General features: G+C 35.0%; 13 protein-coding genes. 6 read left to right on the top strand and 7 right to left on the bottom strand.

Features of this window, described 5'->3' with window-relative positions; genetic code table 11:
- Positions 1 to 247: 247 nt before the first annotated feature.
- Entirely contained in the window at positions 248 to 679 is a 432-nt protein-coding gene (locus tag C1638_RS09760) for a hypothetical protein (protein ID WP_228428105.1), read from the top strand.
- Between the two features lie 47 nt (positions 680 to 726).
- On the opposite strand, the gene C1638_RS09755 is transcribed toward C1638_RS09760, so the two are convergent.
- Both C1638_RS09755 and C1638_RS09750 read right to left on the bottom strand, forming a co-directional pair.
- Positions 727 to 1,365 (bottom strand): response regulator transcription factor, encoded by a 639-nt coding sequence (locus C1638_RS09755; RefSeq protein ID WP_109620422.1) that lies wholly within the window; start codon positions 1,363 to 1,365, stop codon positions 727 to 729.
- On the bottom strand, positions 1,355 to 3,328 hold the full coding sequence (locus C1638_RS09750; RefSeq protein WP_109620420.1) for an ATP-binding protein: 1,974 nt from the start codon (positions 3,326 to 3,328) through the stop codon (positions 1,355 to 1,357). The genes C1638_RS09755 and C1638_RS09750 overlap by 11 nt, the downstream gene beginning before the upstream one ends.
- Positions 3,329 to 3,529: 201 nt before the next feature.
- Here C1638_RS09750 and C1638_RS09745 point away from each other — a divergent pair, with 201 nt between their 5' ends.
- Positions 3,530 to 3,949 (top strand): hypothetical protein, encoded by a 420-nt coding sequence (locus C1638_RS09745; protein WP_109620418.1) that lies wholly within the window; start codon positions 3,530 to 3,532, stop codon positions 3,947 to 3,949.
- Between the two features lie 72 nt (positions 3,950 to 4,021).
- Here the strand turns inward: C1638_RS09745 and tyrS are convergent, their stop codons facing one another.
- The gene (gene tyrS / locus C1638_RS09740; RefSeq protein WP_109620416.1) at positions 4,022 to 5,317 is read right to left on the bottom strand and encodes a tyrosine--tRNA ligase; all 1,296 of its coding nucleotides are present in this window, start codon (positions 5,315 to 5,317) and stop codon (positions 4,022 to 4,024) included.
- Between the two features lie 210 nt (positions 5,318 to 5,527).
- On the opposite strand from tyrS, the gene C1638_RS09735 reads away from it, so the two are divergent.
- Together C1638_RS09735 and lipA are read left to right on the top strand one after the other, a co-directional pair.
- Positions 5,528 to 6,088 carry an RNA polymerase sigma factor gene (locus C1638_RS09735; protein ID WP_076353541.1) on the top strand — a complete coding sequence of 187 codons (561 nt, stop codon included), beginning with the start codon at positions 5,528 to 5,530 and terminating at the stop codon, positions 6,086 to 6,088.
- A 139-nt stretch (positions 6,089 to 6,227) separates the two neighbouring features.
- Complete coding sequence (gene lipA, locus C1638_RS09730) at positions 6,228 to 7,094, top strand: lipoyl synthase (RefSeq protein ID WP_065396933.1); 867 nt, start codon at positions 6,228 to 6,230, stop codon at positions 7,092 to 7,094.
- 46 nt (positions 7,095 to 7,140) lie between these two features.
- Here the strand turns inward: lipA and C1638_RS09725 are convergent, their stop codons facing one another.
- Positions 7,141 to 8,040 carry an AraC family transcriptional regulator gene (locus C1638_RS09725; protein WP_109620414.1) on the bottom strand — a complete coding sequence of 300 codons (900 nt, stop codon included), beginning with the start codon at positions 8,038 to 8,040 and terminating at the stop codon, positions 7,141 to 7,143.
- Between the two features lie 180 nt (positions 8,041 to 8,220).
- Between C1638_RS09725 and C1638_RS09720 the strand changes: the two genes are divergently transcribed.
- Positions 8,221 to 9,423, top strand: coding sequence for an MFS transporter (locus C1638_RS09720; protein WP_185140420.1), 1,203 nt, complete (start codon positions 8,221 to 8,223; stop codon positions 9,421 to 9,423).
- A 75-nt stretch (positions 9,424 to 9,498) separates the two neighbouring features.
- Here C1638_RS09720 and C1638_RS09715 read toward each other — a convergent pair whose 3' ends face one another.
- Positions 9,499 to 9,879, bottom strand: coding sequence for a SpoIIAA family protein (locus C1638_RS09715; protein WP_109620412.1), 381 nt, complete (start codon positions 9,877 to 9,879; stop codon positions 9,499 to 9,501).
- A 115-nt stretch (positions 9,880 to 9,994) separates the two neighbouring features.
- Between C1638_RS09715 and C1638_RS09710 the strand changes: the two genes are divergently transcribed.
- Complete coding sequence (locus tag C1638_RS09710) at positions 9,995 to 11,200, top strand: NAD(P)/FAD-dependent oxidoreductase (RefSeq protein WP_109620410.1); 1,206 nt, start codon at positions 9,995 to 9,997, stop codon at positions 11,198 to 11,200.
- A gap of 140 nt (positions 11,201 to 11,340) precedes the next feature.
- Here C1638_RS09710 and C1638_RS09705 read toward each other — a convergent pair whose 3' ends face one another.
- Both C1638_RS09705 and C1638_RS09700 read right to left on the bottom strand, forming a co-directional pair.
- Positions 11,341 to 12,942: a DUF4139 domain-containing protein gene (locus C1638_RS09705; RefSeq protein WP_109620408.1), complete on the bottom strand. Its 1,602-nt coding sequence runs from the start codon at positions 12,940 to 12,942 to the stop codon at positions 11,341 to 11,343.
- A 150-nt stretch (positions 12,943 to 13,092) separates the two neighbouring features.
- Positions 13,093 to 13,767 (bottom strand): SIMPL domain-containing protein, encoded by a 675-nt coding sequence (locus tag C1638_RS09700; protein ID WP_109620406.1) that lies wholly within the window; start codon positions 13,765 to 13,767, stop codon positions 13,093 to 13,095.
- Positions 13,768 to 13,867: the final 100 nt, after the last annotated feature.

Genomic DNA, 13,867 nt, shown 5'->3' with positions numbered 1-13,867 from the left:
AGGATACAAAGGAGTGAGCCATTGAAATCTAAAGACCTATTTTCGGCTTTCACTATTTAAACGTATATCCGGTTATTTTATGTGTAAGAATTGGTTATTTGAATTGTATTATTGGATTTTATAATTTGATTTTGTTTTTTATCAATTTGATATTATTTGTAAATCTTTATTGGAAATTTTTTATAAAAATTATTTTTATATTAATAAAAAACTTATATTTGAAACATTAAAAAATCTATTTGGAGAAATGAAGCAATTTTACAATTCAAAAAGTTTACTTAGACTTTCTTTTTTATTCGTTTTATTATTTTCTGCAATCACTGTTTTGAATTCCTGTAAAAAGGATGACGATGAAGAATTTCAGGATCATATGGTTCAATTTGAAGTGAAAACAACCGGAGGAGGGAAAATCATATCTGTTGTAACACAGGTAGGTACCACCCAAAATACCATTTACAATACTACAGCATCTCCTGTAACATCCCCTTGGACAAGTGGTGATGTATGGGTAAACTCTAGTCAGGCACAATTAAACCTGGATGCTAACGCAACGTTACCGGATGATAATGCAGAGCTTATTATTAATCTTTGGATAGATGGAGAAATCGTAAAAACTGATAAGAAAAAAGGAAAAGGTGTAGCAGTTGCATCAATCGATTTCAGTTTCTTAGAACCTTAAATTAAAATATTTTTATATAAATAAAAACCGCTCTGTGAGCGGTTTTTTTATTCTTCAATCATATGAAACTGTATGGCATAGCTAACAAGTTCCGTAGAATTTTTTGCTTGAAATTTCTGTAACAGATTTTTACGGTGAGTATCTATGGTAAGTGGGCTTAAAAATAACTCTTCCGCAATCATATTACTTGTTTTGCCCCGGGCTACCAATTGCAGAATTTGTTTTTCCCTTTTAGTCAGTCTTGGAATTTGCAGTTCGTTTTGAGAAGGCCGGCTAATGATCTCTTTCGTTTCATTACAGAAAACAATATCGCCTGATAATGCACCTTCGATGCATACGATCAGTTCATGTATTGAGGTGTTTTTCAAAAGATAACCACTGGCTCCATTTTGGATAGATTGCATGATGATACTTCTTTCAGAACGATTACTGAACATAATGACAGAAATACTAGGGCTTATTTTTTTAATTTCCCTGCACAATTCTGTACCATTGGCATCCGGTAAAGTAATGTCAAGAAGAATAATATCTACCTTGTTAGATTTTATAAAACTGATTATTTCAGAGCCGGAAGTAAAAGTCTCCACTATATTGATAAAAGGCTGGCTGTTCAGCATCATTTTTACTCCTTCGATGACAATAGGGTGATCATCTACAATAACAATATTTATTCTTTCATTCTCCATCTATATTGAGTTCTATGTTAATTGTTGTCCCTTGATTGTCCGAACTGATCTCCATGTTTCCTTTCAGGTAATCAACCCTGTTTCTTAGGTTCCGAAGTCCCATGCTTTTAGCCTTTTGCTCCGCATTATTTTCAAAGCCTTTTCCGTTGTCCTCAATAGTAATGAAGAAGTTCTTTCCTGATTGAGAACACTGCAGTAAAATATTGGCAGCTTCAGCATGCTTTATGGCATTGGCTAATAATTCCTGAACAATCCTGTAGATATTGAGTTGAATGTTTAAAGGCAGATTCTTTTCAATATTGATGGCCTGAAAGTCAATTTCAAGATCTTTTCGGGTATAAAATTCACAGAGATCATTGATTGCTGTTTCCAAACCAAAATTAAGCAATGACTCAGGCATTAGGTTTCTTGCAACATGCCGAAGTTCACTCACAGAATTGTCCAACTGCCCCAGAATCTTATAAAATTCTTTATCCTTTTCAGCATCCAAATGATTGGCAGACCAGGTTGAAAAGTTAATCTTTACCCCCGCCAGCATTCCGCCTAAACCATCGTGAAGATCCCTTGCAATACGTTCTCTTTCTCTTTCCTCTCCATCCAGAATTGCCTTGGTTAATGAGAGTTTTTCTTTTTGTTTAATCTCATTGATCCTTTGTACAGATATCTTTTTATTTTTTCTAAAGATGATAAAAAGGAAGATCAGAAGACTTATAAGGAGCAGTAAGACAAGACTTAGCATCCATAAGTAAAAGTTTTTCTTGCTAACTTCAAGATCTTTCTGGTTTTTTTCAGCATTTAAGGTTGCTATTTTTCTTTCTTTTTCTGCAGTATTAAACTTAGATTCAATTTTATTGATTTCAAGATTTACATTCTCAGTATTCAGACTATCATTAAGCTTAGAATATTTTTGTTCCCATGCTAAAGCTTCTTTAGAATTTCCCATTTCCTCATTCAACGTAGAAAGCTGCTTATAAATGGTTTTTCTGTTTCTAAGATCAAGGGCAAGAGATTTTTCTGTTAAAATATCTTCCAGAACATTTTTAGCCTCATCATATCTTTTTAACTTTCTCAGGATGTCATATTTGTTGAAATAAAACATCTGTGCCAATAGGCTCTGATTGAATTTTTTTGTATAAAAGATTCCCTTTTCAATAACAGGGAGCGCCTCTAAATTTTTTTGTCTGGTAATATAATAAAGTGTTTTACTATAATAATAAAAAGCATTGATTGAAGATTCCGGATAAGGATTGATTAGAGTTTCAGCTTTATCCAAAAACTTTTTGGCTTCATCTCCTTTAGCCTGATAGCAATAATTATTGGCAAAGTTTAGGTATGTGAAAAATAACTCGGAAGAATTAGGGAAGTGTTTTTCGAGAATTTCCAATGCTTTGTTGTTGTAATCTTCGGACTTTTTAAGTTCAGTATTGTAAGTAAGAATTACAGCAAATTGAGTATATAAAAATCCGAGGTTTCTGCTGTTTTCATATTTTTTAGCCAACGGAATACTTTTTTCAAGAATTGTCTTCACCAAAAAAGGATAGCCTTCTTTATCTTTCTGTGTTACTCCATAACTATACCATGCTGAAGCCTGAAGAAGATCCGATTCCTCATTTTTAATCTTGGATAGTGCTTTAATTGCCTGTTGATAGGAGATTCCGGCTTTCTCTTTGTTTCGGTCCAGATAATACTGGGCTTTGTAATAGTCATATTTTGCGGAAAGAAGAGGATTACCCTTAATGAATGCTTTTCCACTTTCCAGATACTTTTTGCTTAAAAGAGAATCAATATTTCTATAATAATTTGATAAGATAAAGTAGGCATTGGACTTTGAAGCTCCGGAAGAATTGGTTTTTACTATATTTTGTAAACTGTCCAAATAAGGTTTCTCATTGAGCGGAGTTATTTGCTGTGATTGTAAACTAAAGGACAGCAATATGTTTAACAGGATAAGTAATCTCTTCATTAGATAATCAGTTCTGTAGAATATATTTTTAACTGTTCAATTTAATTAAAAATTTTAGCATAGAAAATACCTGAATTTAGGTAGAAAAAATTACACATTTTTCAGGATTGATAAAGTTTAATGACTCCAATAGCTTTGCAGGTACAGAATCACTAATCATAGAATATTAAATAAAGTAACTAAATTTTAAACAAAAAGATTATGAAAAAAGCGGGAATGAGTCAACTGTTGAGAGGTACATTTTTTGTATTGTTGGCAACCATGTTATTCGGGTTTGTAACCTCTTGTAGTAAAGATGATGATGATAACAATGTGAATGGAGCAGGTAAGAGTCATAAAGTAGTTTTTAAAGCCATTGCTTCTTCAGGAGCTGATATTGATGTAGCAGTGTATGGAATTGATGGTAATCCTACAACAGCAACAAGCCTTAGCGGAACGACGTGGACAAGTCCTGAAGTAACATCAGAAGCAGGAGCTTATAACGCGAATGTAGCAGTAAATGCAGTAGGAACCAATGCTTCTTCCACCCTAAAAGTTCAGATCTGGGTAGATGGTGAATTGAAAAAAGAAGGAACTTCTAGTGGCCAGTATTTATCAGCTTCTGCAAGCTACGTATTTTAAAAATTAATAACTTTCTAAATAAAACGGGCGCTGAGATTGATCTCAGCGCCCATTTTTTATATTGTATTAAAATTAGATCACTTTTACAATGAAGTAACTTTTTTTACCTTTTTGAAGCAATAAGAATTTCCCATCAATAAGGTCTGTTTCGTTAGCTGTAAAAGTATCATTTACCTTTTGCTTATTCACAGAAATTGAATTTCCTTTCATTTCTCTCTGAGCCTCACTTTTAGATTTCAGGAATTCTGATTTTTCAGAAAGAAGATCAATAATATTTACTCCCAATACATCTGCTTTTGCAACTTCTTTTTGTGGAACTCCATCAAAAACTTCAAGAAATATTTCTTCATCAAGGCTTACTAAATCTTCAGCTGTAGAACGTCCAAAAAGGATTTCAGAAGCTTTAAGAGCTTTTTCGTACTCTTCTCTTCCATGTACCCAAACGGTTACTTCCTCAGCCAGTTTTCTCTGAAGCTTTCTTTCGTGTGGAGCTGTTTTGTGCTCTTCAACTAAAGTTTCAATTTCCTCTTTTCCAAGGAATGTGTAAAACTTGATGAATCTTTCAGCATCTTCATCCGTAGCATTCAGCCAGAACTGGTAGAATTTGTATGGAGAAGTTTTCTTTTTATCCAACCAATAGTTTTCTCCACTTTCAGACTTTCCGAATTTGGAACCATCAGCCTTTGTAATCAAAGGAACCGTTAATGCAAACGCTTCACCTTGAGCTTTTCTACGAATCAATTCTGTTCCTGTAGTGATATTTCCCCACTGGTCAGAACCACCCATCTGTAACTTTACATTGTTGTTTTGATATAAGTGAAGGAAATCATACCCTTGAATCAACTGGTAAGTAAACTCTGTGAAACTCATCCCATCAGCACCTCCGTCTCCTGAGAATCTCTTCTTCACAGAATCCTTAGCCATCATGTAATTAACAGTGATGTTCTTTCCGATATTTTTAGCAAAATCAAGGAAAGAGATATTCTTCATCCAGTCGTAGTTGTTGACTAACTCGGCTTTATTTGGCTCATTACCTGCGAAATCTAGGAATCTTGAAAGTTGGTTTTTCAAGCAATCTACATAATGTAAAAGGGTTTCTTCATCCAGTAGGTTTCTTTCTGCAGATTTTCCGGATGGATCACCAATCATACCTGTAGCACCTCCTACCAAAGCAATAGGCTTGTGACCATGCTGTTGAAAGTGAGCAAGGATTTTTATCTGAATAAGACTTCCGATATGTAAAGAATCGGCAGTTGGATCAAAACCAATATATGCAGTTGTTACCTCTTTATTCAGTTGTTCATCGGTTCCGGGCATCATATCAGCAAATAGACCACGCCATTTCAGTTCTTCTATAAAGGAATTCATTGATTTTTACTTTAAAATTTTACGGTGCAAAGATAGTAAATTCAGAAGTATGAAAGGCAAAAGGACGAAAAGGCAATATTGCAAATCACTATTCTTGATAGAAATTTATAGAGATGTCCATAATTTAGTTATTTCGATCTTTCTCCTCTTTACTTTTTTACCTTTTTGCAGATTTGTCTTTTCGCCCCAAATAATCTATATTTGTTATTAATGAACGACGAACAGCTATTTCTGCTCATCCAAAAGGCCAAAGATAAAGACCAAAAGGCCCAGACGAAACTCATCAATGTTTTTTGGGTGGATGTTTTCTCTTTTGTGATGAAGAAAGTAAGAGATGAAAATGATGCTGATGAAATTACTGTAAATGTTTTTTCCAAGGTATTGTCTAAATTAGATATGTTCGATCCCCATTTTCAGTTTAAAACCTGGATTTTAACCATTGCCCAAAATACGGTTATTGATTTTTGGAGAAAGAAAAACCGCGAAAATGAGGATGCTGTTGAGAACCTTGATGAGGTTAAAAACCAGTACGCAAAATCTCCGGAAGAACTTCTCATTTCTGAAGAAGAACAAAAAAAGATCATCAAAACCATAGAATCTCTTGATGCCAATTATCAGGACATTATTAAACTCAGGTTTTTCGAAGAAAAAAGCATTAAGGAAATTGCTGAGGAATTAGGCATTTCTGTAGCCAATACTAAGGTAAGGGTGATGCGGGCTAAAAAAGTCCTTGCTGAATTATTGAAAAATAATGAGTTTGAGGATAATTAATTATAGTCATTATTCTTGCTGAAAATCTTAGCTTTCCTACTTTTTCCAATAATTTTACTTTTGTATTATTAGTTTCATCAATTTTTCCAGTTGATGGTTTCCATTAAAAAATCCTTAACTTTGAACTTCAATTTTAGAAATGGAAAATTTAGTTCAAGATACTACCGTTCAAAAACCAAAGTGGATTCGTGTAAAACTTCCTACCGGAAAGAATTACAGAGAGCTTAGGACTTTGGTGGACAAATATAAATTAAATACCATATGCCAGAGCGGAAGCTGTCCGAATATGGGAGAGTGTTGGGGAGAAGGAACGGCAACGTTCATGATCTTAGGAAATATCTGTACAAGAAGCTGTGGATTCTGCGGCGTAAAAACAGGAAAACCGCTTGATGTAAACTGGGATGAACCTGAAAAAGTGGCTCGTTCAATCAAATTAATGAAGATTAAGCATGCTGTTCTTACTTCTGTAGATCGTGATGACTTGAAAGACATGGGATCTATTCTTTGGGGTGAAACAGTAAATGCTGTAAGAAGAATCTCTCCGGGAACAACCATGGAAACATTAATTCCGGACTTTCAGGGAATTACAAAACATCTTGATAGATTAGTAGAAGTAGCTCCGGAAGTGATCTCTCACAATATGGAAACTGTAAAACGTTTAACCAGAGAAGTGAGAATCCAGGCAAAATATGAAAGAAGCCTTGAGGTTTTAAGATATTTAAAGGAAGCTGGGCAAAGAAGAACAAAGACTGGTGTAATGCTAGGTCTGGGAGAAACTAGAGATGAGGTTTTCCAAACGATTGAAGACATCAGAAATGCCAATGTGGATGTTATTACTCTTGGGCAATACCTTCAACCAACTAAAAAACATCTTCCCGTAAAAAAATTCATTACACCCGAAGAGTTTGATGAGTTCGGAGATTTTGCAAGAAGTTTAGGCTTCAGACACGTTGAAAGTTCTCCTCTTGTAAGAAGTTCTTACCACGCAGAAAAACATATACATTAAAATATAAACCGCTCAGTGATGAGCGGTTTTGTTTTATCTTCAAAATTTATTTATTACAGGAAGAATCCCTCATAATAGTTCCTATCCGCCCATTTATTTCGATAGGCTTAAAGTGTTTTTTCTTAAATTCTGACGGAGTTTCACCGGTATGCTGCTTAAACAGTTTATTAAAATACGACAGACTTTCAAATCCCACCTGAAAACATACTTCCGTTACAGAATAATCTTTTAGCAGAAATATTTTTGCCTGATTAATCCTGTAATTATTTACAAAATCTGTGAATGTCATATTGGTTTGCTTTTTAAAATACCTACAAAAAGCAGGGGTACTGAGGCTCACAATTTTTGCGATTTCATTCACATTCGGTTTCTTATCGTGATTCTCATGAATATAGTCGTAGATGGTTCCCATTCTAATCTTGTCGTTCAAGAACCATTTGATCCTTGTATCCTCTTTGTTGAGTTCCTTTACCTCCGCAGAGTCTGCAAGAATCTGTAAAATCTCAATCATTCCCATCAATGACTCAAAAGAGTTTCTATCTTTAATGATCTGAAGTTTTTCAACAACAATGTTTTTTGTTTCTCCGAAGAATGATAATCCAAGATAAGATCTGTCCAGCAGCTTTCTGATGTTATCAAACTCAGGAACAGGTAGAATAATGTCCTGCAGAAAGTTTTCACGCATCTGTAGAACCAACTGTTTGCACTCTGTCTGAATGCCATAGTCAAAGTTAAGATGAGGAACATTGGAACCAATTAATAACAAATCATTGTCTGTAAAGCCTGAAATATTTTTTCCAACATGTCGGATTCCGTTAGATGCTTCTACGTATACCAATTCAATTTCAGGATGATAATGCCAGAAAAAACAGTTTTTCAGAGAAGGAGAAAATAGCTTGAAAGATTTCCCTTTTTCAAACTCAATAATTTCTTTCTGGATTTTCATTTTGTTCTGTTTTGATTGTTTGTGAATTTAAAATTAAACAAAAAGGTTAATACGGAGCAAATTTTTATCATTCAAAGAGAAGTAAAATTCAATCTTTCTTTCGATTTTTGCACTGTCAAAATAGTAGATGGGAAACCATTTAAAATTTCTACCAATTAATTCAGAAAAAAGAATATACCAATGAAGATTGATAAAAGAATAATACCGCTGGCAATAGGCGGATTGGGAATAGGAACCACGGAGTTTACCGTTATGGGACTATTACCGGACATTGCAAATACTTTACAAATTAGCATTCCTCAGGCGGGACATTTAATTTCTGCCTACGCTATGGGAGTGGTGATTGGGGCACCTCTCCTTATCGGGTATTCTGTAAAGTTTCCGCCAAAAAAGGTATTAATTGCCTTTATGATCCTTTTCACACTATTTAACGGGCTTTCCGCTCTTGCACCGAATTATACAACCATGCTGATTATCAGATTTCTGTCCGGGCTTCCTCATGGAGCATTCTTTGGAGTAGGAACGGTTGTCGCTTCAAAAATGGCCGGAAAAGGTAAAGAGGCATTCTATATATCAATGATGTTTACAGGGCTCACGGTTGCGAACCTCGCGATGGTTCCTCTGGTGACATATATCGGACATACTTTCCATTGGAGACTGTACTTTATTATTGTAGCAGTGATTGGTCTTTTTGCCTTATTGTTTTTAAAATTATGGCTTCCTGCCATGGAAGCAAATCAAGATACCCATTTTCTGGAAGAATTGAAATTCCTGAAAAATAAACAATCCTGGTTGGTACTAGCCATCACTGCGATTGGGTTTGGGGGACTTTTTACATGGCTTAGCTATATTACGCCTTTAATGACGGTAATTTCAGGAGTTCAAAGCAGTCAGATGGCCTATGTAATGGTTCTTGCCGGAGCCGGAATGGTGGTAGGTAACCTCGTTGGGGGTATTGTTTCCGATAAGCTGGGACCGGAGAAAACATGTGCTGTTCTTATCTTTCTGATGATGATTTCCCTGATAGGCGTATTTTTCCTTTCCGAACATCAGAATATTGCCTTTATATTAACATTTATGTGCGGGGCTTTATCAATGTCTATTGCAGCACCCATTAATATTATGATGATGAAAGCTGCTCCAAGAAGCGAAATGATGGCAGCTGCTTTTATGCAGGCAGGCTTCAATATTGCCAATGCCATGGGAGCTTTTCTTGGCGGTATTCCTTTGGAATATAACTTGCCGTTCAATTACCCGTCACTGGTAGGAGTGGGGATGACTTTTATAGGATTTGTGATCAGTGTAAGGTATATGTACCTGTATAGTTCTAAAACATCTAATGAAGAAGAAGCGGTTAAAGAATGTATTTCTTGTGATAAATAAAGAAATCAATTTAATCTTATAATAAAAAAGAGCCTGTTTTCAACATAGAAACAGGCTCTTTTTTTTATTAATAGGTTATACCTCTACTTCATTGCCGTTTTTGCACCAGTAGAGCGCATTGTATAAATTTTCTTTTGGGAAAGATTTAAACTCTCCCGGCATCAGAACACTGAAGATATCTGTAAAGTTCTGAACGCTTTGCTTGTCTGTAACAATGGCTGCACGATTCCACTTTGCCAGGTTTTTGAATCCTAAAAGTAAATCTTCAAGCCATGCCCCCATGGTAAACTTATCCAGATCAGTATCCAAATACAGTAAGTAATTCAGTTCACCAAATTGGTCTACTTTCTCTTTCACACGCGGAATTACCAGTTTTTCAAAATCCTCTTTCGTTACTTCTCCGGTTGCACTGAATGCCGCAACATTCTCCGGAGCTTCTGGAATAATTGTTATCATAGTGAATATTTTATGGTGGTTGGAACTTAATAAAGTAACAATAACTACACCATAATTTCCACATAAATTGTTAAAATAGGTATAGATATTGTTATTTTTAATGTAAAATATTAATATGGATCTCAAATCAAACGAACCTTTTTGGCTTTTAAAAAATGGATTGATGGCTTCCTATCCTTCTTTAAAATCCGATGAAAAATGTGATGTCTTAATTATTGGTGGCGGAATTACCGGAAGCCTTATTGCTCATCAGATGATTGAGGATGGCTATGAAACAATTCTTATTGATAAACGGGAACTTTGTAACGGAAGCACCTCTGCCACTACTTCAATGCTTCAGTATGAAATAGACGTTCCTCTCTATGAGCTGATTGGGAAAATAGGAAAGAAAGGTGCTGTTGAAAGTTACAAAGCTTGCTCAGATGCTATTGATAATATTGAGAAAATTTCAGTACAAATAAGATCCAATGCCGGATTTAAGCGTAAAAAGTCCCTGTACTTTGCTTCAAAAAAGAAAGATGTAGAATGGTTGAAAAAAGAATATGAGGCCAGAAAAAATGCAGGTTTTGAGGTAAAGTGGCTAAATACAGAACAGATCCTGAAGAATTTTGAATTTGAAAATACTTATGGTGGAATAGTATCCAGACAGGGAGCCAGCATTGATGCGTTCCAGTTTGCTCATGAATTGTTTAAGCACAATGTAAGGAAAGGTTTGAAAATATTTGATAAAACTGAAATGGTAAATGTGGAATATCACAAAGGTTTTAACCTTGCCACGGTAGATAGTGGATTTCAGATTAAGGCAAAAAAGATAATCTATTGCATTGGTTATGAAAGCAAAAACTTGTTGAAAGAGAATTTTGTAGACTTAAAAAGTACCTATGCTGTTGTTTCCGAAATGGATAAAGACAAGTTTAAAAATATCAATAACACATTGGTTTGGAATACAGACGACCCCTATATTTATATGCGTACAACGGATGACGGGCGGCTGTTAATTGGCGGCGGTGATGAAGATTTTTATGATGCTGAAAAGCGTGATGCCCTATTGGAGAAAAAGAAAAAAGAGATTTTAAAAAACCTTAAGAAAATAAAACCAGATTATCATTTTTATCCCGACTTTGTGTGGGCAGGAACTTTTGGTGAAACTAAAGATGGACTGCCTTATATTGGTGAACATGAAAAATTCAAGAATTCCTATTTCGTACTAGGTTTTGGAGGAAACGGAATTACTTTTTCATTGGCGGGTATGGAAATGGTTTCTTCATTTTTAAAGAATAAAAAACATCCACTGTCCAGATACTTTAAATTCGGGAGATAGTTTCTGTACACGCAAAACTTGTCCCTTAAAATAGCTTAAGTGTTTAATCTTTTGTGACTTTTGTGGTTTGCGTTTTTATTAAAAAGCAAACAGTTTCAAAATAAAAAGCGGTGACTAAATTTTAGCCACCGCTTTAAAGATTATCTGCTGTAATATTGTATCTGCATCTCTTTCGGATACTTTACTTCATAAGAGAAATTGATCTTTTCAGAACCTCCGGAACTGATCTTCTTGTTCCAAAGAATACTTCCTGTTTTTTCATCAAGACTTCCACCACCCAGATCTGTTGTTTTTACCATAATCTTGGAGTTTTCACTAATTAGCAGCTGATCCAGAACTTCCAGTTCAATGCTTTCATTGGTGTTGTTTCGGATGCTTATCTGGTAAGATTCAGTTTCCCATTTATTAGAGTTCATTAGCTTTTGAGAGGTTTTATCTTCAAGCTTAATTCTTTTTACCGTTATTCTTTCATCTACACCAAGGGAGATTGGGAACTCATCTTTCACATAATTACTGGTAATATTGGTTTTTCCGATATAATTATCTTCAAAGTAAATATTGGCCTCGCCGTTGATAAGGTTGAGGTTCTGCCAGTTTTTCACAAAAGCCATAAGGAATACCTGATTATTAACCTTTGGAACTGTATGGTATTTGTAAGTGGCATCAATTTGTTTTTTATCCAAAATAACATATTGTTCTTTCTCCTGACTTAGAATCGTTTGATTGTAATTCAGTTCATAGATTACATTCATCTGGTTATCAGAAACAGAAGCTATAGGAACCTGACTTGGCTTTGCTACGGCATCCTCTCTCATTTGATAGGCATTTACTGCTGCTGCTTTGTTTTTTAACTGGTAGCCAGAAATCTCCTGCATTGGATTGTGACCTGTATATTCTGCAACATAGAGCGGAGAAAGGATAGGTCTGTCCTGGTTGTAGGATGGTCTGTAAGTAGATACAAACAATTTTATATTTTTCCAGTCCTGTCCGGTTTTCTGGTAGATTTTCCCTTTGTAAACCATTTCGAGAGGCTTCTTTACAGACTCAGCGCGTAGATCATAGGATGGTACCCAGCCTGCATCAGAAACAATATAGCTTACCCCAAGATTCAGACTGGTGTCATTATCTGCAAGAATTTCAAGCAAAAGTTCTTTTCTGTTGGTATTTTTATGAGTTTGTTCCTCAGTAGATTGCTTGTTGAGCTTTGCAATACTTTCATCCAGAACAAACTTCTGTTCATTCAGTAAAAAGACCTGATTATCAATTTCCAGCATTCTCTTTCTGTAGAATTCCGTAAGCTTAATGAGCTGCTCCTGCGGTGTAGATTTATCATTGGTAGATACTTTTAAATTATCATTAATGATATTCTGCTCCCCGGTAAGGTTTTTAACCTGAATATTCAATAGGTTTACTTGTCTTTGAAGCTTTTTTCTTTCATCATCAAGCTTCTTTTCACCATCAGATAATTCATCATTTTTCAAAAAATTATTTTGAGGGGTAATTGAAAGAAGAGTGGTGTTTTTTTCAAGATTAATTTTATAGGTGTTTTCATCCAGGTCATTGGGAAGGTTTACAATTCTTACCATATTTCGGCCTTTCTGAAGACTTACATTGGTACTTCCAAAGACTTTGGCTCCCTGAAGAAATACTGTAGCCTGTTTTACATCAATTTCCTTTTTTATTTCCTGTGCCTTTAGGAAAGCAACCGAAAATGTCATGAGTATTAAAAAATAGCGTTTCATCGTTTATTATTTTAAATTATGAAGTAAAATTACCCGTATTTAGCCCTGAAAATGGGGAAACTTGGTGAAGTGAAGCTTTCACTTGGTGAACCCGATAATGACATAAAAAAAAACAGCCCCAAAAGGAGCTGCTTTCTTAAATCTGTTATTTTAAAGGATTTCGTATCTCGTTTTGATACTGTATTTCAGTTTGATATTTTCTATATTGTCAAAGGAAATATCAGCAGAAGCATCGGCCATTTCCATCTGTACACTGCTCATTCTGCCTTTATAGGCAACAGGCATTACCATGTCACTAGTGTAATCTTCTATTTCTACAATCTCAATGGCGTTGCCAGTCTTTTTACCCATACTTTCCAATAGATAATCGGCTTTTTCCTTAGCGGCTTTTAAGGCGTTAATCTTTACTGCTTTTCTGAAGTCAGCAATCTTGGTATTCTTTACCTCTGAAATGTTCAGGCTGCTTACCCATTTTTGGTTCAGGTCTTCAAAAATCTTGCTAATGTTTGATTTTGTATTCGCCTTAAACTGATAGTTCTTGGAAAACTTTGCTGTTTTTGAATAGATATTCTGATACATCGACTTGAATTTGATATCCTCGTTTTTTACGCCGGCACTCTTTAAAATATCAAACATCTTCTTTTCATTGTCTGCCAGATCATTTTTGTTATCTGCTTTTATTCCGATACTGAAGATAATTTCATCCGGTTCTACTTCCATTTCGGCAACACCTGTTACCTCGATTGCATTTTTCTTTACTTCCTGAGCGTTTACAAAACTTCCCAGCGTTAAAATTCCGATTAATAAAAAATGTTTCAATTTCATAATTTCCTGTTTTTAAGTTTAAATTCTGATGTAAAATTAGCCAGATCTGAAACTGTAAATCGGGAGACTTGGTGAAATGAAGCTTTCACTTGGTGAGTTG

It is taken from the genome of Chryseobacterium oncorhynchi, assembly GCF_002899895.1.
Taxonomy (GTDB): Bacteria; Bacteroidota; Bacteroidia; order Flavobacteriales; family Weeksellaceae; genus Chryseobacterium; species Chryseobacterium oncorhynchi.
The sequence above is the reverse complement of the archived record's forward strand: the minus strand, read 5'-3'. Positions and strand labels throughout refer to the sequence as shown.